Consider the following 19,593-nt stretch of genomic DNA (forward strand, 5'->3'; position numbering starts at 1 on the left):
GCTCGAGTCTGCTGTCTGCCATCTCTCCAGCAGACCTCAGCCGCCAGAGACCGTCACCACTTCACGGACAATCTGAAACGAGACACACCTCATGTGGCGTCCCGGATACTCGCGACCGGCTCACTAGGTGACGACCCCGAGGCGGTGCTGCACGAGACGCTCAGGCAGGACCCGCCGCTCAAGGCCGCCCGCAGGCTCGACACCAGGACCGGCGAAGAGGTCACGATCGACCTGGTCGCGGCCAATCGCGATCCCGAGGTGTTCCCCGACCCGGCCCGCTTCGACGTCACCCGCGGCCCGGCCCCCCACCTGACCTTCGGGGACGGCCTGCGCCCCTGCCCCGCCCCCGCCCACGCGCTCGCACTGGCCGCGGGCGTGCTCGACACGCTCCTCGGAGGGACCGGCCGATGAACTTCCACGACCTGCACCGGCCGGGCGACCCGCTGCTGCTGCCCAACGCCTGGGACTACGGCTCGGCCGCGTTCCTCGCCGCGCACGGCTTCCCGGCGATCGGCACGACCAGCCTCGGCGTGTCCGCCGTGCACGGCAAGCCGGACGCCGCCGGCGCGACGAAGGCCGAGACGATCGAGCTGGCCGAGACGGTCAAGGATCTGGGCGTACTGGTCACGGTGGACATCGAGGGCGGGTTCAGCGACGACCCGGCCGAGGTGTCGGACCTGGTGGCGGGCCTGGCCGCGCTCGGGGTGGCGGGCGTCAACCTGGAGGACGGCCGTCCCGACGGCACGCTGCGCCCGGTCGAGCTGCACCGGCGGATCATCGAGGCGGCCAAGGGCCATGGCGTGTTCGTCAACGCCCGTACCGACACCCACTGGCTCGGGACCGGCGACTGGCGGGAACGGGTGGACGCCTACGGGGAGGCCGACGGCATCTTCGTCCCCGGGTTGTCGGACCTGGCGGAGATCGCCGAGGTGGTCGCGCGTACGCCGCTGCCGGTCAACGTGCTCTACCAGCCGGCCGGGCCCACGCTCGACCAGCTCGCCGGGGCCGGGGTCGCGCGGGTGAGCACCGGCTCGCTGCTCTACCGCGCGGCCCTCCAGGGCGCCCTGGCCGCCATGCTGAGCGCGCAGGGCAAGGAGGCCCCGGCGCTGCCGACGTACGGAGAAATCACCGCGATCCTCCCGCAGGCCCGATAATCAGGGCATGCGCTTCGAGATCCTCGGTCCCACCAGCGTGCTGGGCGAGAACGCCGCACCGGTGGCGCTCGGCGGGCCGCGGGTGCGCGCCCTGCTCACCCTGCTGGCCCTGCACGCCGGCCGCGTGGTCGGCGCCGACCAGCTCGTGGACGGCCTGTACGGCCCCCACCCGCCGGACGGCGTGGCCAACGCGCTGCAGTCCCAGGTCTCCAGGCTGCGCCGGGCGCTCGGCCGGGACCTGGTCGAGTTCCACCCGGCGGGCTACCGCCTGGTCGCCGACCCGCAGGACGTGGACGCGCGCAGGTTCGAGCTCCTGGCCGCGGCCGGGCGACGGGCGCTGGCGGATGGGGACGCCGGACGGGCGGCGGCGCTGCTGGGCGAGGCCCTGGAGTTGTGGCGGGGCGCGCCGCTCGCCGACGCGCCGCACGCCGGGTCCGCCGCGGCCGGGCTGGAGGAGCTGCGGCTGGCGGCCACCGAGGACCGCATCCAGGCCGACCTGGAACTCGGCCGGCACCGCGACCTGGTCGCCGAGCTGCGCCGGCTCACCGCCGCCCATCCACTGCGCGAACGCCTGCGCGCCCAGCTCATGCGCGCCCTGTACGGCAGCGGCCGGCAGGCCGAGGCCCTGGCCGTCTACGGCGAGGCGCGGCGGCTGCTCGACCACGAGCTGGGCGTCGAGCCGGGCGCCGAACTGGCCGCCGCCCACCTGGCCGTGCTCCGCGCCGACCCGGCCCTCGGCGAGGCGGCCGGGACGACCGCGCCGGCGAAAGCAGTGGGGGCGACCGGCGGGCAGCCGGGGCTCAAGCAGGGATTGCGGGCGCAGCTCACCAGTTTCGTGGGCCGGGCGGAGGAGCTGGCGCAGGTGGGCGCGCGGCTGCGGGGCAGCAGGCTCGTCACGCTGATCGGGCCGGGCGGCGCGGGCAAGACCAGGCTCGCCCAGGAGGCGGCCGGCCAGGAGCCGGGCGACGTGTGCTTCGTGCCCCTCGCCCCGGTGGCCGACGCGGCGGGCCTGCCCGGCGCGGTGCTGGTCGCGCTCGACATCCGCGACGCCCTGCTGCACGCGCCCCAGCGGCCCGCGCTCGACCCCGTCACCCGGCTGGGCACCGTGCTGGCCGAACGCGACCTGCTGCTCGTCCTGGACAACTGCGAGCATCTGGTCGGCGCCGCGGCCGACCTCGCCGACACGCTGCTGGCCTCCTGCCCGGGGCTGCGGGTGCTGGCCACCAGCCGCGAGGCGCTGGGCATCACCGGGGAGTCGATCCTGCCGGTGTCCCCGCTGCGCCTGCCGCCGCCCGAGCCGGACGACCCGCTGGCGTACGCGGCTGTGCGGCTGTTCGCCGACCGGGCCGCCGCCGTCCGGCCCGGCTTCGCCGTGGAGGCCGGCAACGCCGCGCAGGTGGTGCGCATCTGCCGGGCGCTCGACGGGCTGCCGCTGGCCATCGAGCTGGCCGCGGCCCGCCTCCGTACGCTGTCGGTCGCCGACGTCGCGGCCCGCCTGGACGACCGGTTCCGGCTGCTGACCCGGGGCAGCCGTACGGCGTTGCCCCGGCACCAGACGCTCCACGCGGTCGTGGCGTGGAGCTGGGACCTGCTGGACGACGGCGAGCAGCGCCTGGCCAGACGCCTGAGCGTGTTCGTGGGCGGCGCCACGCCGCGGGCGGCCGAGCGGGTGTGCGGGCTGCCGGAGGAGGTGCTGTTCTCGCTGGCGGAGAAGTCGCTGGTGGAACACGTCGGTGGCCGGTACCGCATGCTCGACACGATCCGGGAGTTCTGCGCCGAACGCCTGGCCGAGTCCGGCGAGACCACCGCCGTCCGGGACGCCCACACCACCTACTACCTCGACCTGGTCCTGACCGCCGACCCGCTGCTGCGGACCGGTGACCAGCTCGACTGGCTGGCCCGGCTGGACGCCGAGAGCGACGACCTCGACGCCGCCGTACGCTGGGCGACCGAGTCCGGGCAGCTGGAGACCGGCCTGCTGCTGCTGGCGCACAGCTCCTGCTACTGGTGGATGCGCGGCCACCGAGGCACCAGCGCGAACCTGGCCGCCGGGCTGCTGGCCAGGACCGGCGGCGCCTGCCCTCCCGGCATGGAGGAGGAGTACGTCATGTGCGTGCTCGTCAGCGCGTGGACGGGCGTGGCCGACGAGGAGTTGCGCGAACGGCTGGCGGAGGTGCGCGAGCTGCTGCCGGTGACCCACCTGCCGGAGCGGGTGGAGTTCCTGATGATGATGCGCTCGATGTTCACCGGGCCGCCGGGCGACGTCGAGGAGATCTACCACCAGCTGCTGGAGCACATCGACGGCCTGCCGCCCTGGCAGCGGGCGTTGTCGTACAGCGGGGCGGGGTTCGTGCTGCAGATCCTGGGCCGGGTCGAGGAGTCGGTGGCCTCCTTCCGGCGCAGTCTGGCCACGTTCCGGGAGATCGGCGAGCGGTGGGGGGCGGTGCTGGTGTTGTCGGGGCTCGGCTCGCTGGCCTCCGAGCAGGGCGACTACGCGGCCGCGTACGCGCTGTCGGACGAGGCGCTGACGGTGGCCCGCGAGCTCGGCGTACGGGCGGAGATGGCCGAGGCCCTGTGCCGGCGCGCCGAGGCGCTGCTCGGCATGGGTGAGCCGCTGGGCGCGCGGGCCGACTACGAGGAGGCGGCCGAGCTGGCCCGCCGGGTGGGTTCCATGGACATGCTGGCCTGGGCGCACCTCGGGCTGGCCGAGGTGGCACTGGCGGAGGGCGAACGCGACGTCGCGCTGTCCCTGCTGGCCCAGGCCCGCGCTGAGTGCCCCGACGACTGGTACAGCACCGAGGACATCCGCAAGCGCATCGACGCCACCCGCGACAGGGCGGTCAGCGGACGGTAGGCGCGCCGTCAGCCGCCCCCGCGACCGTGGACGGCATGACGAACAAATGGGCGTGCCTGGCCGTCGCCTGCCTGGCCACGCTGCTGCTCTCGATAGACCTCACCGTCCTGCACCTGGCGCTGCCCCGGCTGGTCGCCGACCTCGGCGCGAACTCCACACAACTGCTCTGGATCGGCGACATCTACGGCTTCGCCCTGGCCGGTCTCCTCGTCACCATGGGCAACCTGGGCGACCGGGTGGGCCGCAAGCGGCTGCTGCTGATCGGCGCGGCCGGCTTCGGCCTCGCCTCGGTGGTGACCGCCTACGCCCCGAACCCCGAGCTGCTGATCGCGGCCAGGACGCTCCTGGGCGTGGCGGGCGCGATGATCATGCCGTCCACGCTGTCGATCGTCAGGAACGTGTTCACCGATCCGGGCGAGCGCACCGCCGCGATCGGGATCTGGAGCGGGATGAGCGCGGCCGGGTTCGCGCTGGGGCCGGTCGTCGGGGGTGTGCTGCTGGACCACTTCTGGTGGGGGTCGGTGTTCCTCGTCAACGTGCCGATCATGGTGCTGGTGCTCGTCGCCGGATTCCTGGTGCTGCCGGAGTCGCGCGACCCGGCCCCCGGCCGCCTCGACGTGCCCAGCGTGGTCCTGTCCTTCGCCGGGATCGTGACGGCCGTCTACGCGGTCAAGGAGGCCGCCCGCACGGGTCCGGCGCAGGCCGACGTGCTCGTGGCGGCCGTGGCGGGCGTGGTGTGCCTCGGGCTGTTCGTACGGCGGCAGACGCGGCTGGCCGACCCGCTGATCGACGTACGGCTGTTCCGGCGGCGGGCCTTCAGCGCGTCCGTGGGCACGAACCTGCTGGCGATCTTCGCGTTGTCGGCCATGAGCCTGCTGTTCGCCTGGTACCTCCAGCTCGTCCTGGGCTGGTCCCCCTTGCAGGCGGGGCTGGCGCAGATCCCCGGCGGTCTGAGCGGCGCGGTGGGCGGGGTGCTGGCGGCCCGGCTCATCGGCCCGCTCGGCCGGAACGGCGTGGTCGCGCTCGGCCTGGCGCTGAACTCGGGCGCGTTCGCCTGGTACAGCACCCTGGGCACCGAACTGGACTACCTCACCCTGCTGCCCGTCATGCTGGTGGGCGGGCTCGGGGTCGGGCTCACGTTCACCGTGAACAACGACAACGTCCTGGCCACCGCGCCCAAGGAGCGGGCGGGGGCGGCGGCCGCGGTGTCGGAGACGGCGTTCGAGCTGGGCGGGGCGCTCGGCATCGCGATCCTGGGCACGGTGCTGAACAGCGTCTACCAGGCGAACCTGCGCCTGCCCGCCGGGGTGCCAGGGGAGGCCGCGCGGGAGTCGATCGCGGGGGCCACCCGCACGGCGGCCGGCCTGCCCCCGGAGGCGGCCGGCGAGCTGATGCGGGCGGCGCGGACCGCGTTCATGTCCGGCATGCACGTGACGACACTGGTCACGGCCGTGCTGCTGGCCGTGGTGGCGGTGCTGGCGCTGGCGGGGCTGCGCGGGGTGCCGAAGGTCATCCGGGAAGAGTCGCCGGTTCACCCGTGAGCGACGGCACGCCCGGCGCGGGCGCGGCGGGCCGCGGGCGCAGGCTGCCGATCCTGGCCAGTACGAGGATTGCGGCCAGGCCGGTGGCCACCGGCGCGACCACGAACGCCAGGGAGGCGCCGAAGTGGTCCACGAGCTGGCCCGCGACCGACGATCCGGCGGCGATGCCGAGGGCGATGCCGCCGTTCAGCCAGGTGAACGCCTCCGTACGGACCTCCGCCGCGACCAGGCCCTCGACGAGGGTGTAGCCGGTGATCACCACGGGGGCGATCACCAGGCCGGCCAGGGCGGCGGCGACGTACAGGTGGGGGACCGCGCCGGCGAGCGTGAACGCGCTGGTCGCGACCGCCAGCAGGGCCAGCCCGGCGGCCAGCCGGACGCGGGCGGTGGGCCGCCAGCGGACGGCGCCGTACAGCAGGCGGCTGAGCATGCTGGCGGCGGAGAACACGCCGTAAACGGGACCGGCGGACGCGGGCGCGTGCAGGGCGGTGGTGAGCGAGGTGACGCCGACCTGGAGGCTGCCGAAGACCGAGCCCATGGCCAGGAACGCGGCGGCCAGCAGCGCCACGCCACGCCGCCGCAGCACGCCCTTGGAGGCGGCGACCCGGACCGGCGCCGGTTCGGGCACGTCCGTCCGGACGGCGGCGAAGATCACCGTGCCGACCAGGATCAGCACGAGCCCGCCGAGCAGCGCGACCACCGGCGAGTACGCCGTGGACAACCCCACCAGCAACACCGGGGCCAGCGTGAACGTCAGCTCGTCGGTGATCGACTCGACCGCGAACGCGGTGTTCAGCCGGCCGGTGCCGCCGAGCCGGTGCGCCCAGCGGGCCCGGACCATCGAACCGACCTGCGGCCCGGACGCGCCGACGAGGACGGCCACGGCGACCAGCAGCCCGAGGTGCGCGTGCGCGGCGGCCAGGGCCAGCAGGCCGCCCATGGCCAGGGCGTGCACGGCCACCTGCGGCAGCAGCACGCGGGCCTGGCCGTGGCGGTCGGCCAGGCGGCCGGTCTGAGGGCCGACGAGGGCCTGGGAGACGGCGGTGGCGGCGGCGGTGATCCCGGCCGCGCCGTAGGAGCCGGTGGACCATTGGACCAGCAGCAGGATGCCCATCTGGGTCATCGCGAACGGCACGCGGGCCAGCAGCGCGGGCACCAGGAACCGCCAGGCTCCTGGCGTGGCCAGCACGTGGAGGTAGGACTTCAAGGGTCTCCGTCCAGATCATGACGGAGTCCTCTCCCGGGGGAGCACACCGTCGGAGGTGGGCTTCGACCGGGGTAGATACCGGCGGGCGCCGGCCGCCGAGCGGTCAATCAGTTCACTTCAGTCAAACGCGACAAGAGCCGATCCTATTGCAGGAAACGGTCGACTTAATTCATTTGTCGTTGACTTCAACGCCGTTGAGATTTACCGTCGGAGTGTGGATGGAGGCAGTGCACATGGACGCGATCCTGAAATTTCCTGACATCGATGGCTCGATGCTCGCGCCGGCCGGCGGCAAGGCGGTCAACCTCGGCGTGCTCACCAGGGCGGGGCTGCCCGTCCCGCCGGGCTTCTGCGTCACCACGGAGGCGTACCGCGCGATCACCGCCGGGCTCGGCGACGTGACGGACCCGGCGGTGGCCCGCAAGCACATCCTCGACGCCACGATCCCCGCCGCCCTCGCGCGGGCCGTGGTCGAGGCCCTTCCCGGCGGCCCGGTCGCGGTCCGCTCGTCGGCCACCGCCGAGGACCTGCCGTACGCCAGCTTCGCCGGCCAGCAGGACACCTTCCTCAACGTGGTCGGCCCCGAGGCCGTGCTCGACGCCGTACGCCGGTGCTGGGCCTCGTTGTGGACCGACCGGGCGGTCGCCTACCGCGAGTCCAACGGCATCGACCACCGGACGGTCAGCCTGGCCGTGGTCGTCCAGCGCATGGTGGAGTCGCGGACCGCGGGCGTCATGTTCACCGCGAACCCGGTCACCGGTCGGCGCCGGCAGGCGGTCATCGACGCCGCCCCCGGCCTGGGCGAGTCCGTGGTGTCGGGGGCGGTCAACCCCGACCATTTCGTGGTCGATCCCGACAGCGGCCCCGTCCTGGAACGGCGGCCCGGCGACAAGCTCCTGGCCGTCCGTCCCGTGCCGGGCGGCGGCGTCGTCCACGAGCGGGCCGCCGCCTCCGGGGAGCCGTGCCTGACCGACGGCGAGCTGCGCGAGCTGGCCGCGCTCGGCGCGCGGGTCGAGGAGCTCTACGGCGCGCCGCAGGACCTCGAATGGGCCTTCGACCAGGCCGGGAAGCTGTGGCTGACCCAGGCCAGGCCGATCACCACCCTGTTCCCGGTGCCCGGCGGGCATCGCGGCGAGGGGCTGCGGGCCTACTTCTGCTTCAGCGTCGCCCAGGGCGTCTTCAGGCCGTTCACGCCGATGGGGCTGGCGGCGGCGCGGGCGGTGTCCGCCGGGGTGTCCGGCCTGTTCGGCTTCCCCGTCGCCGCGCCGCTGGCCGGGGCGCCCGCCTTCGCCGCGGCGGGCGGGCGGCTGTTCATCGACGTCACGGGCGTGCTGCGGAGCCGGGTCGGCCGGGCGGTCGTGCCGCGCGTGTTCGACGTCATGGAGGCCAGGTCCGCCCGGGTCCTGCGCGGCCTGTTCGACGACCCGCGGCTCAGCGTCACCCGGCGCTCGGTGTGGCCCTTCGCCCGCCGGGTGGCCGCGATCACGCTGCGACACGGCGTGCCGGTCACGTTCGTCCGGGCGCTCGCCGACCCGGCGGGCGCCGAGCGGCGCGTACGCAGGCAGGCCGACGCCCACCTCGCCCGGCTGGCCCCGCCCACCGGCGCGAGCCTGACCGAGCGCGTGGACCACGTGGCCAGGGCGCTGATCGGCCAGGTCGTGCCGATCGCGCCGCGGGCCTTCCCGGTGGCCGCCGCCGCGGTGCCCATGCTGCTGCTGGCCGCCCGCCTGCTGAAGGGCAGGGTCGCACCCGGCGAGCTGCAGACCGTCCTGCGCGGCGCGCCCAGGAACGTGACCACCGAGATGGACCTCGCGCTGTGGGCGCTCGCGCAACGCCTGCGCCGGGACCCGGCGGTGGCGGCCCGTTTCCTGTCCGAGCCGCCCGCCCGCCTGGCCCGCGAGCCCCTGCCCGCCCCCGTACGCGACTTCCTCGACGAGTACGGCCACCGCGCGGTCGCCGAGATCGACCTCGGCCTCCCCCGCTGGTCGGAGGACCCCACGCACGTCATCGGCATGCTCGCCAACTACCTGCGCCTGGAGGACCCGGCCCTGGCCCCCGACGTGCTGTTCGCCAGGGGCGTGGCCGAGGCCGAGGCCATGATCGAGGAGCTGGCCGGCCGCGTGGGCGGCCTGCGCGGCCGGGTGGTGCGCTTCGCGCTCGGCCGGGCCAGGGAGCTGGTGGGGGTGCGGGAGCTGCCGAAGTTCCTCATCGTGCGGATCTTCGCGGCGCTGCGCGCCCAGTTGCTCGACGTGGGCCGCGAGCTGGTCGGCCGGGGGCTGCTCGACGCGTCCGGCGACGTGTTCTTCCTGACGCTGGCGGAGGCCAAGTCCGGCCAGGACCTGCGCGGACGGGTCGCCGAACGGCGTGAGGTGCACGAGCGGGAGCTGCGCCGCAGGCACGTGCCGCGGGTGCTGCTCTCGGACGGCACCGAGCCCGAGGCCGTCGCCTCCGGCGGGGCGGCCGAGGGCGCGCTGACCGGCTCGCCCGCCTCGCCCGGCGCGGTCACCGGCGTGGCCAGGGTCGTGCTCGACCCGGTGGGCGCGCATCTGGAGCCCGGCGAGATCCTGGTGTGCCCGTCCACCGATCCGGGCTGGACGCCGCTGTTCCTGACCGCGGGCGGGCTGGTCATGGAGATGGGCGGGTCCAACTCGCACGGCGCGGTGGTGGCCCGCGAGTACGGCATCCCGGCCGTCGTCGGCGTCCCGCACGCGGTCGAGCGCATCCGTACGGGCCAGACCGTCACCGTGGACGGCACCGCGGGCACGGTCGCCTGACACGGGCAGCTCAGGCGACCGGGTTTTTCGGACAGGACCGGGTCGTCGTCGGGGACAGCTCGTCGAACCGCGAGCCGATCATCCTGGCCACCCGCTCGATGGTCTCGATGCCCGGCCCCTCCCCCGGCTGCTGGTCGGTCTGAACGGCCAGCAGCAGGTCGCGCCCCGGCCCGACGACGCGGCCGTAGCTGGTCACGGCCCACGTGTTGTGGATGAACGGGCGCGGCGTCCAGCCGTTCTTCAACGCCACCCGGTCCCCCGGCCGGGCGGCCGCGCTGACGCCCCACGACTGGTCCTTCACCACCCGGCCCATCAGGCCGAGCACGAGGGCGCGGTCGCCGTCCGAGAGCCCTTTGCCGCCGTTCACCAGCACCTTCAGCAGGCGGATGCGGTCGGCGGGGCTGGTGCTGGTGCCGCCCCAGTACATGCCGGGCCCCGGGGCGGTCTCGTTCAGGCCGAGGCGCTGGTAGACGCCGCTCATCGCGCCGCCCACCCGGCCCCACAGCGCGTCGGCGGCGCCGTTGTCGCTCTCGATGATCATGCGTTCGGCCAGGTCGCGTTCGTCCTCGTGGAGGCGGTCGCGGTCGAGCATGAGCGCGGTGAGGATGTCCACCTTGGCGCCGCTGGCGGTGATCATGTCGTGCTGGTGCTCGGCGTGGCCGAAGCCGACGCCGCTGTTGAGCTCCAGGAAGCTGTAGGCCACCCGGCCGGGGCGCCCGGACACGTACTGGTCGATGTCGCGCTGGAGCCGCTCACGGGCCACGTCCCCGGCCCTCGCGTCCTGAAGTGTCAGGACGCATCGGGCGATCTTCGCCGGGGCCTTCACCACCTCCGGCAACACGGGCGAGCGCTCGTCCGCGCAACCGCCCGCGAATGCCCAGACCGCCGCGACAGCCAGCAATCTCCACCACACACGCAAAACCCCCGTGATCATCACCTCTCGGGGGTTTTGCTCACCTCCTGCCCAGTGGCGGCATCTGTCACACCCTGCCCGTCAGGGCAGCAGAACGACCTTTCCCACCGTACGCCGCCCCGCCAGGTCCGCCACGGCCCGCGCCGCCTCCGCCAGCGGGTACTCGCCACCCGCCAGCGGCCTGATCCGGCCGGTCGCGGTGAGCGTGAGCAGCTCGCCCAGCGCGGGCCCGATCATCTCCGGCCGCACCCGCAGCGGACGCAGCCAGAACCCGAGTACGGCCAGGTTGCCCGCGGTGAGCCGGCCCGGATCGACCGGCCGGGCCGGCTCGCCCGACGACGACCCGTACGTCACCAGCCGCCCGAAGGGGGCCAGCACGGTCAGCGCCGCGTCGAAGACCTCCCCGCCCACGGCGTCGAGCACGATGTCCACCGGCAGGTTGCCGTTGGCCTCGATGACGCGCTCGGTGTAACCGTCGGCCGAGCCGTCCACGGCGGCGTCCGCGCCCAGGTCGCGGGCGAGCGAGCGTTTGTCCTGGCCGGAGGCGGTGGCGATCACCCGCCCGGCGCCGAACACCTTGGCGAGCTGCACGGCCAGGCTGCCCACACCGCCCGCGCCGGAGTGCACGACGACGCTCTCCCCCTCCCTGAGCCGCGCCGACGAGCGCAGCAGGTGCCAGGCGGTGAGCCCCTGCACGAGCAGCGCCAGCGCCTCGCCGGGCCGCAGCGAGTCGGGCACGACCACGACCTCGGCCTCGTCGAGGACGGCCCTGGAGGCGTAGCCGTTGGCGGTGAAGCCCATCACCCGCCGCCCCCGGGGGTCACGCCCGATGACCTCGTTGCCCGGGATGTGCGGCAGGGCGTCCGGGGCCGAGTAGTGGCCGGAGATCTGCCGTACGTCGGCGAAGTTCATCCCCGCGGCCTCGACGTCGACCATCACCTGCCCCGGACCCACGACCGGGTCGGGCACCTCGGCCTCTTCTAGCACCTCGGGCCCGCCGAAACGGGCAAACTGGATGGCACGCATGAATCCCCCCGATCAGCGCGAACCCATCCAGCGTAACGTCAGGGGTTCCGGCGGCCCGTCAGAGGTGCTCGCCGAGGAAGTCCGCGGTCGCGTCCACGGCCTGCGACACGTACGGCTCGCGGTCGTAGAGGTCGATGTGCTGCTTGGCGTCCACCCAGACGAGCCTCTTCGGCTGGTCGAGCCGCTTGAACGCCTCCTCGGCCCCCTCCGGCGAGCAGAACCTGTCGATCACGCCGTGCACGATCAGGGCGGGCTTCGGCGACAGGAAGTCGGCGCCCGTCATGTTGTCCATGGTGATCAGCTCGCGCACGCTCGCCCGCGTCACCTGGTTCCGCCAGTGGGCGGACGCGCCGCGCTCGGTGCCGTAGTAGGCGTACGGCTCGTCGCCCGGCATCGCCGCCTCGCCCTCCTCGGCCACGGCGGGCACGTACTCGATCGGGCCGCCCAGGTCCTGCCGCTCCAGCACGGCGGTGAGCCCGGCCAGCGCCCCCTGGTAGTCCATGCCCGACCGCATCGTGTACGGGTTGTTGTAGGCCCCGGCGATGCCCGCGAACACCCGTACGCGGGGGTCGAAGGCGGCGAACCTCAGCGCGTACCCGGCGCCCAGGCAGATCCCGACCACACCGACGCGGCCGGCGTCCACCTCGGGCCGCGAGCGCAGCAGCGACACCGCGGCGCGCAGGTCGTACAGCTTGCCCTGCGGGTCCTCCTGGCCGCGCGGCTGGCCGCCGGACTCGCCCCAGTTGCGGTGGTCGAAGGCCAGCGTCGCGTACCCGCGCCCGGTCAGCCGGTCGGCGTAGAGCCCCGTGACCTGGTCGCGCACCCCGGTGAACGGCCCGGTGAGCACCAGCCCAGGCCAGGGGCCCGCGCCCTCGGGAACACGGAGGTCGCCGACCAGGGGTACGCCGTCGGCCACGAACTCGATCCTCATGGCCACAAGTGTGCGCCAGGCCCGCGGCGACGGGCCCGGCGCCCCCTCGTGACACCGATCAGGAGTCGAACCCGAGGCCCATCCTGTCGAGCGTGCGCAACCACAGGTTGCGCTTGCCCTGATGCTGGTCGGCCTGCGCGATCGACCACCGGGTGAACTGGATCACCCCCGACCGGACCGGTTCGGGCGGGAACGGGATCGGCTTCTCCTTGACCATCCGCAGCTCGGTCCGCTCGGTGGCCTCGCCGGACAGCAGATCCAGCATGACGTTCGCGCCGAACCTGGTGGCCCCGACGCCCATGCCGGTGTAGCCGACGGCGTCGAGCAGCCGGCCGCCGTGCGCCGTGCCGTAGAAGGCGCTGAAGCGGCTGCAGGTGTCGATCACGCCGCCCCAGCGGTGCGTGAACCGCACCCCGGACAACTGCGGGAAGGTGGTGGCGAAGTGCTCGGCGAGCTTGACGAAGGTCTCGTCACGCTGCTCGTACTCCGGCTTGACCAGGCCGCCGTTGTAGTAGACCGCGTCGTAGCCGCCCCAAAGGATGCGGTTGTCGTCGGTCAGCCGGTAGTAGTGGAACTGGTTGCCCGAGTCGCCGACGCCCTGACGGTTGCCCCAGCCCACCTCGGCGAGCTGGGCCGCGCTCAGCGGCTCGGTCATCAGGGCGTAGTCGTACACCGGGACGACGAAGTGCTTGAGCCTGCGCAGCAGGGGCGGGAAGACCCCCGTGCCCAGCGCCACCCGGCGCGCCCCCACGGACCCGTACGGGGTGCGCAGGGTGATCGTCGTGCCGTCGTCGCTCAGCGAACGCACCGGACTGCGCTCGAAGACCCGTACGCCGAGCCGCAGGCACGCATCGCGCAACCCCCAGGCCAGCCGCGCCGGGTCGAGCATGGCGCAGCCGCTGCGTTCCCACAGGCCGCCCAGGTAGGTCGGCGAGTTGACCTCGGCCCGCACCTGCCGCTCGTCCATCGGCACGTAGTCGAGCCCCAGCTCGGAGATCAGGTCGAGATGCTCGCTCAGCGAGTCGAGCTGCCACGGCTCGGTGGCCACGTGCAGCTCGCCGGTGCGCTCGAAGGAGCAGTCGATGCCGTGGCGCTCCAGCGTGCGCTCGATCTCGTCGAGGTTGTCCACGCCCATGCGTTCGAGGCGGCCGATCTCCTCCGGCCACCGCTCCAGGCCGTTGGCCAGGCCATGGGTGAGGGTCGCCATGCAGAACCCGCCGTTGCGGCCCGTGGCCGCCCAGCCGATCCTGCGCCCTTCGAGCAGGACGACGTCCAGCGAAGGGTCACGTTCCTTGGCCATCAGGGCCGTCCACAGCCCCGAGAAGCCTCCGCCGACGACGACCAGGTCGGCGTCGGTGTTTCCGATGAGCCGCGCGCGCGGCTCGGGTCTGGCCGGACTGTCCAGCCAGTACGGCTTGCGCTCCGCGTCAGCCAGCGCCTTCAGCGGATCCACAAATCCCACTTCCCTACGAAGTTCTTAGATTGTTCATTGTTTTGATTGCGGGATCCAAAGGGGTGATGTGATCACGCGCGGGTTCCCCCCGCCGAAATCCGATCTCGCCTCCCTGTTCTTGGTCGGAAATACACCAATCCCCCCGCAGGATCGCGGGGGGAAAGCCTGTTGGAGCAGATCCTAGGCGCGGCGTCTGGCGGCCACCGCATTAGCCACGGCGATCAGCACGCCGATCCCGAAGATGAGCGTACCCATCACGTTGACCTGCGGCGGAATGCCGGTCTTCACCGCACCGACGATCCACAGCGGGAACGTCACGGTCGAGCCGTTGACGAAGCTCGTCACCACGTAGTCGTCGATCGACAACGCGAAGGAGAGCATCGCGCCCGCGAGCACGCCCGGCATGATCGAGGGCAGGGTCACCTGCCGGAACGTGCCCCACGCGGTCGCGCCGAGGTCCTTGGCCGCCTCCTCCAGCGACGGGTCGAGCGTGATGACCCGCGCCCTGACCGTCACCACGACGAAGGAGAGCGAGAACAACACGTGCGCGACGATGATCGTGTTGCCGTCGCGCGGCACGTTGCCCGAGACGAACAGCGACAGCAGCGAGGCCCCCATCACCAGCTCCGGCGTGGAGATGGCGGCGAAGACCAGGAAGTTCGTGGCGCCGAGGCCGCGGAAGCGGTGCCGGCCGACGGCCAGGCCCAGCATCGTGCCGATGACGACCGTGATCACGGTGCTGACCAGGGCGATCACGATCGAGTTGGTCAACGCCGTGGTCAGGTCGGAGATCTCGAAGAGCTCGCCGTACCACTTGAGGGTGAAGCCCTGCCAGCTCGTGTTCGACTTGCTCTTCTTGTCGTTGAAGCCGAACAGGATCATGACGGCGATCGGCGACGACAGCCACAGGATGATCAGCCACGTGTAGACGTGCAGCAGGCGGTCGCCGAGCCTGCCCCGCGCGCCCCTCATCGCGCCGCCGCCTCAAGGACGTTCTCGGTGCCGAGCGCGCGGGCGTAGATGAAGATGCCGACCAGCAGGATCGCCATCAGCGTGAACGACAGCGCCGAGGCGGTCGGGTAGTCGAGGTTGGTCAGGTACTCGGTCTGGATGATGTTGCCGATCATGGTGTTGGCCGTGCCGCCGAGGATCTGCGCGTTGACCGGGTCGGCCGTCGCGGGCACGAACGTCATCAGCACCCCGGCGAAGACGCCCGGCAGCGACAGCGGCAACACCACCCGGCGGAAGGCTCCGGCGCGGGTGGCGTACAGGTCCTGGGCGGCCTCCACCACCCTCGGGTCGACCCGTTCCAGGGCCACGTAGATCGGCAGGATCATGAACGGCAGGAAGTTGTAGGTGAGCCCGCCCACCACCGCCACGGTCGTGGCCAGCACGTGGAAGCTCTCGGGCAGCAGCCCCCACCCCTTCAGCGTCCCGAACAGGATGCCGTTGTCGGCGAGCAGGAAGTTCCACGAGATCGTGCGCAACACGAACGACACGAAGAACGGCAGCAGCAGCAGGAACAGGTACACCGACTTGCGCCTGCCGCCCCTGAAGGCGATCCAGTACGCCACCGGGTACCCGATCACCAGCATGGCCACGGTGGCGAGGCCGCCGTACAGGAGCGAGCGCAGCAACTGGTCGCTGTACCTGCCGAGCGCGTCGGCGTAGTTGGAGAAGCTGAACGTCATCGCGTAGCCGTCGATGGCGTTGCCCGTCTGCAGCGAGACCGACGCCATCGCCACCATGGGCACGACCAGGAAGATCGCCAGCCACAGCCAGCTCGGCAGGGCGAGCAGGTAGGGGGTGAGCCGTTTCATGGCTATGCCTGGGTGATCGACTGGAAGATGGAGTTGAACACCTGCTCCTGCTGCGTGGTCAGGGTGGTGTACGTGCGCAGCTTGGCGTAGTCGGCCGCCGAGGGGAACATGAGCGGGCTGTCCACCATGTCCTCCAGGGCCTTCTTCGCGTCGCCCTTGGCCGTCTTGGCCTTCTCGCGCATGAGGTCCTGCACGGCCGGGATCGGCGTCACGAACTGGATGAACTCATCCAGCTCGGCGGCCACCGCGGGCTGGTACAGGTAGTCCATGAGCGTGAGCGCGTCCACGGGGTTGGCCGCGCCCTTGGGGATGAGCATGTTGTCGGTCCAGATCGTGCCGCCCTCGTCGGGCACCACGAACTTGACCGGCTCGCCGGCGAGCTGCCGCTGGAAGATGTCGCCCGACCAGGCCATGGTCAGCCACACGTCGCCCTTGGACACCGCGTCGATGTAGCTCTGGTCGTAATATTTCCGGACGATTCCCGCGTCGCGCTGCTGCTTGAGCTTCTCGCCGGCCTTCTTCCAGTCGGCCTCGGTCGACTTCTCCGGGTCGATGCCGAGGGCGAACATGCCGAAGTTGCCGATCTCCTGCGCGTCGGCCATCATCCCGACCCGCCCCTTGTACTTGGGGTCGAACAGCGCCTCGATGCTGGTGACGTCGTCCTTGACGTACTTGGTGTTGTACGCGATGCCGGTCACGCCCGAGGAGTAGGGCATCGTGTACTGGTTGCCCGGGTCGTAGGCGCGTTCCTTGTACTTCTCGCCGGCGTTGGCCAGGAAGTTCGGCATCCGGCTGTGGTCGAGCGGCACGATGTAGCCGAGCTCGACCATGTGCTGGAGCTGGACGCCGTTGGTCATCACGACGATGTCGTAGCCGAGCGGCTGGCCGGCGCGGAGCACGGGGTCGGCCTTGCCGAAGAACTCCGCGTTCTCCTGGATGACCTCCTTGTACTCCACGGAGATCCCGGTGGTCTCGGTGAACTTCTTCAGCGGGGCCTGGTCCTCGGGCATGTACTCGGGCCAGTTGGCGAAGACGAGCTTGCCGTGCTTGGTCTGCTTGGACCAGTAGTCCTGGACGGCGTCGGCCTTCGGAGGGGCGGCCTTCTTGCCCTGGACGCCGCAGGCGGCGAGCGCGAGGCCGGCGGCGGACAGGCCGGTGACCCGGAAGAAGTCGCGGCGGGTGCGGGGCTGGGTCATGCCCCTGAGGAGGGCGGGGGTGATCTGGCGGGGGTTCATGGGGTGCTATCAACTTCCAATCACGTAAGAGTGCTGCGCCTCCCACGACAGCCACACGGAGTCGCCCCGCTCCGCCGTCGCCGTCGCGTCGTGCGCGTTCTGCTCGAAAACGGTGATGTCGGCCCCGTCGGCGAGCTTCACCGCGTAGCTGTTGGAGGTGCCCAGGTAGACCATCTCCGTGACGGTCCCGGGCACGGCGCTCAGCCCGCGCCCCGGCTCGTCAGGGCAGATCGTGATCTTCTCGGGGCGGACGGTCACCGTCACGTCGCCCTCGTGTCCCGGCACCAGCACCCGGCCGCCGCCGATCTCCAGCACCCCGCCGGCCACCGTCCCGGTGATCAGGTTGGAGGTGCCGATGAACCCCGCCACGAAGGCGGTCGCCGGCCGCTCGTAGATCTCCCGCGGGCTCGCGAGCTGCTCGACCAGCCCGTCGTTCATCACGGCGATCCTGTCGCTCATGGTCAGCGCCTCGCTCTGGTCGTGCGTCACGTACACGAACGTGATGCCGACCTCGCGCTGGATGCGCTTGAGCTCGATCTGCATGGCCTGGCGCAGCTTGAGGTCGAGCGCGCCGAGCGGCTCGTCCAGCAGGAGCGCCCTCGGCCGGTTGACCAGGGCGCGGGCCAGGGCCACGCGCTGCTGCTGGCCGCCGGACATCTCCCGCGGCCGGCGCTTCTCCCGGCCCGCGAGGTCGACGATCTCCAGCATCTCGCCGACCCGCCGCCTGATCTCCTCCTGCGGCGTCTTACGCTGCTTCAGCCCGAACGCCACGTTGTCCCACACGCTCATGTGCGGGAACAGGGCGTAGGACTGGAAGACCATGTTGACGTCGCGCTTGTTCGGCGGGACGTTCGTGACGTCCTTGCCGTGCAGCCTCACCAGCCCTTTGGTGGGCTCCTCGAAGCCGGCGACCATCCTCATGGTCGTGGTCTTGCCGCATCCGGACGGGCCGAGGAGGGAGAAGAACTCCCCCTCGGCGATGTCCAGCGACACACCTTTGACCGCCTGGACGACCTCGCCGTGCGAGAGGTACTCCTTGACGACGTCCTCTAGCTGAATCGCGGATAGCTCGGTCATGTCCAGGCTTGTCCTTATTCGCCGATGTAGTGCATGACGTGCTTGACCCTGGTGTAGTCGTGCAGACCGAACACCGACAGGTCCTTGCCGTACCCGGAGTGCTTGAAGCCGCCGTGCGGCATCTCCGAGACGAACGGGATGTGCGTGTTGACCCAGACCACGCCGAAGTCGAGGCGGTTCGACATGCGCATGGCGCGGCCGTGGTCGGAGGTCCACACCGAGCTGGACAGGCCGTACCTGACGTCGTTGGCCTTGGCCAGCGCGTCGGCCTCGTCGCTGAACGTCTGGACGGTGATGACCGGGCCGAAGACCTCGTTCTGCACCATCTCGTCGTCCTGCTTGAGGCCGTCCACGACGGTCGGGGCGAAGAAGTAGCCCTTGTCGCCGACGCGGTGACCGCCGGTGAGCACCTTGGCGTGGCCGGGGACCCGGTCCATGAAGCCCTGGACCCTGGCGAGCTGGTTCTCGTTGTTGAGCGGGCCGTAGAGCGCTTCCTCGTTGCCCAGGTCGCCGGTCACGGTGGCCGCGGCGGCCTCGGCCAGCGCGGCCACGAACTCGTCGTGCACGCTCTCCTGGACGAGCACGCGGCAGGCCGCGGTGCAGTCCTGGCCGGCGTTGTAGAGACCGGCGGTGGCGATGTCGGAGGCGGCCTTGGCGAGGTCCTTGACGTCCTCGAAGACCACGACCGGCGCCTTGCCGCCGAGCTCCAGGTGCACCCGCTTGAGGTCGTCGGCGGCGCTCTTGGCTACCGCCATGCCCGCGCCGACCGAGCCGGTGATCGCCACCATGGCGGCGGTCGGGTGGCCCACGACGAGGGCGCCGGTCTCGCGGTCGCCGGTGACGACGTTGAAGACGCCGGGCGGCAACACCGAGCCGACGATCTCGGCGAGCTTGAGCGTGGAGGCCGGGGTGGTGTCCGACGGCTTGAGCACGATCGTGTTCCCGGCGGCCAGCGCCGGGGCGATCTTCCACACGGCCATCATCATCGGGTAGTTCCAGGGCGTGACCTGGCCGACGACGCCGATGGGCTCGTGCCGGATGACGCTGGTGTGCTCGGCGAGGAACTCACCGGCGGTGGGGCCCTCCAGCGTGCGCGCGGCGCCGGCGAAGAAGCGGAAGTGGTCGGCCGCAACCGGGGTCTCGTCCTCGGCCATGCGGGCGCGCGGCTTGCCGGTGTTGAGGCACTCGGCCTCGTTGATCTCGTCGGCCCGCGCCTCGATCGCGTCGGCGACCTTGAGCAGCAGGTTCGCCCGCTCACCGGGGGTGGTACGACCCCACGACTCGAACGCGGCGGCCGCGGCGGCGTAAGCCGCATCGACGTCCTCGACGCCGGAGACGGGCGCCTGTACGTAGGCCTCTCCCGTGCAAGGGTCGATGATGTCGGAGAACCGGCCGCTCTGGGCGTCCACGAACTCACCGTTGATGAAGTTCTGCAGACGGGTGGTCAATGCACGACCTCCTCGTTGAGGTGGCTGAGATGCCGCGACTCTTACAGAGCAGATGCATCTGGACAAGGGATTTCGTGGTGAAGATATCAAATTGCTACGAATTCGCTTGACAGAGCGCCAAGAACTGACAACATGTCGCACCAGGACGGCAATCAAGCGG

The 19,593-nt window shown here is 71.8% G+C and carries 15 protein-coding genes; 5 read left to right on the forward strand and 10 right to left on the reverse strand.

Translation table 11 applies throughout. From position 1 onward, the window contains the following. The first annotated feature begins 93 nt into the window (after positions 1 to 93). Genes DMB42_RS05295 through DMB42_RS05310 form a run of 4 tightly spaced genes read left to right on the forward strand, consistent with a single transcriptional unit; the run spans position 94 to position 5,549 of the window. On the forward strand, positions 94 to 411 hold the full coding sequence (locus DMB42_RS05295; protein WP_125631264.1) for a hypothetical protein: 318 nt from the start codon (positions 94 to 96) through the stop codon (positions 409 to 411). Beyond that, complete coding sequence (locus DMB42_RS05300; RefSeq protein ID WP_125631266.1) at positions 408 to 1,154, forward strand: isocitrate lyase/phosphoenolpyruvate mutase family protein; 747 nt, start codon at positions 408 to 410, stop codon at positions 1,152 to 1,154. The genes DMB42_RS05295 and DMB42_RS05300 overlap by 4 nt, the downstream gene beginning before the upstream one ends. Before the next feature lie 7 nt (positions 1,155 to 1,161). Continuing rightward, positions 1,162 to 4,008, forward strand: coding sequence for a BTAD domain-containing putative transcriptional regulator (locus DMB42_RS05305; protein WP_125631268.1), 2,847 nt, complete (start codon positions 1,162 to 1,164; stop codon positions 4,006 to 4,008). A 35-nt stretch (positions 4,009 to 4,043) separates the two neighbouring features. Next, positions 4,044 to 5,549 carry a DHA2 family efflux MFS transporter permease subunit gene (locus tag DMB42_RS05310; protein WP_125631270.1) on the forward strand — a complete coding sequence of 502 codons (1,506 nt, stop codon included), beginning with the start codon at positions 4,044 to 4,046 and terminating at the stop codon, positions 5,547 to 5,549. Here DMB42_RS05310 and DMB42_RS05315 read toward each other — a convergent pair. Beyond that, on the reverse strand, positions 5,518 to 6,756 hold the full coding sequence (locus DMB42_RS05315) for an MFS transporter (protein ID WP_125631272.1): 1,239 nt from the start codon (positions 6,754 to 6,756) through the stop codon (positions 5,518 to 5,520). The two genes, DMB42_RS05310 and DMB42_RS05315, sit on opposite strands and share 32 nt — an antisense overlap. A 233-nt stretch (positions 6,757 to 6,989) precedes the next feature. On the opposite strand from DMB42_RS05315, the gene DMB42_RS05320 reads away from it, so the two are divergent. After that, positions 6,990 to 9,530: a PEP/pyruvate-binding domain-containing protein gene (locus DMB42_RS05320; RefSeq protein ID WP_125631274.1), complete on the forward strand. Its 2,541-nt coding sequence runs from the start codon at positions 6,990 to 6,992 to the stop codon at positions 9,528 to 9,530. A 10-nt stretch (positions 9,531 to 9,540) separates the two neighbouring features. Here DMB42_RS05320 and DMB42_RS05325 read toward each other — a convergent pair whose 3' ends face one another. The 9 genes from DMB42_RS05325 to DMB42_RS05365 all read right to left on the reverse strand — a co-directional run bounded on the left by DMB42_RS05325 (position 9,541) and on the right by DMB42_RS05365 (position 19,433). Further along, positions 9,541 to 10,431 (reverse strand): serine hydrolase, encoded by an 891-nt coding sequence (locus DMB42_RS05325; RefSeq protein WP_185844477.1) that lies wholly within the window; start codon positions 10,429 to 10,431, stop codon positions 9,541 to 9,543. A gap of 93 nt (positions 10,432 to 10,524) precedes the next feature. Then, on the reverse strand, positions 10,525 to 11,469 hold the full coding sequence (locus DMB42_RS05330; RefSeq protein ID WP_125631278.1) for an NADPH:quinone oxidoreductase family protein: 945 nt from the start codon (positions 11,467 to 11,469) through the stop codon (positions 10,525 to 10,527). 58 nt (positions 11,470 to 11,527) lie between these two features. After that, entirely contained in the window at positions 11,528 to 12,400 is an 873-nt protein-coding gene (locus tag DMB42_RS05335) for an alpha/beta hydrolase (protein WP_125631280.1), read from the reverse strand. 58 nt (positions 12,401 to 12,458) lie between these two features. Then, positions 12,459 to 13,853, reverse strand: coding sequence for an FAD-binding oxidoreductase (locus DMB42_RS05340; RefSeq protein ID WP_125631282.1), 1,395 nt, complete (start codon positions 13,851 to 13,853; stop codon positions 12,459 to 12,461). Between the two features lie 180 nt (positions 13,854 to 14,033). Further along, positions 14,034 to 14,825 carry an ABC transporter permease gene (locus tag DMB42_RS05345; protein WP_125631284.1) on the reverse strand — a complete coding sequence of 264 codons (792 nt, stop codon included), beginning with the start codon at positions 14,823 to 14,825 and terminating at the stop codon, positions 14,034 to 14,036. Then, positions 14,822 to 15,673 carry an ABC transporter permease gene (locus DMB42_RS05350; RefSeq protein ID WP_125631286.1) on the reverse strand — a complete coding sequence of 284 codons (852 nt, stop codon included), beginning with the start codon at positions 15,671 to 15,673 and terminating at the stop codon, positions 14,822 to 14,824. Before DMB42_RS05350 ends, DMB42_RS05345 begins: the two co-directional genes overlap by 4 nt. Before the next feature lie 2 nt (positions 15,674 to 15,675). Further along, entirely contained in the window at positions 15,676 to 16,908 is a 1,233-nt protein-coding gene (locus tag DMB42_RS05355) for a spermidine/putrescine ABC transporter substrate-binding protein (protein ID WP_125631288.1), read from the reverse strand. Between the two features lie 9 nt (positions 16,909 to 16,917). Next, positions 16,918 to 17,985, reverse strand: a complete 1,068-nt coding sequence (locus DMB42_RS05360) for an ABC transporter ATP-binding protein (protein ID WP_125631290.1) — start codon at positions 17,983 to 17,985, stop codon at positions 16,918 to 16,920. 14 nt (positions 17,986 to 17,999) lie between these two features. After that, positions 18,000 to 19,433 (reverse strand): gamma-aminobutyraldehyde dehydrogenase, encoded by a 1,434-nt coding sequence (locus DMB42_RS05365; RefSeq protein WP_125631292.1) that lies wholly within the window; start codon positions 19,431 to 19,433, stop codon positions 18,000 to 18,002. Positions 19,434 to 19,593: the final 160 nt, after the last annotated feature.

Source organism: Nonomuraea sp. WAC 01424 (assembly GCF_003947315.1).
Lineage (GTDB): Bacteria > Actinomycetota > Actinomycetes > Streptosporangiales > Streptosporangiaceae > Nonomuraea > Nonomuraea spiralis.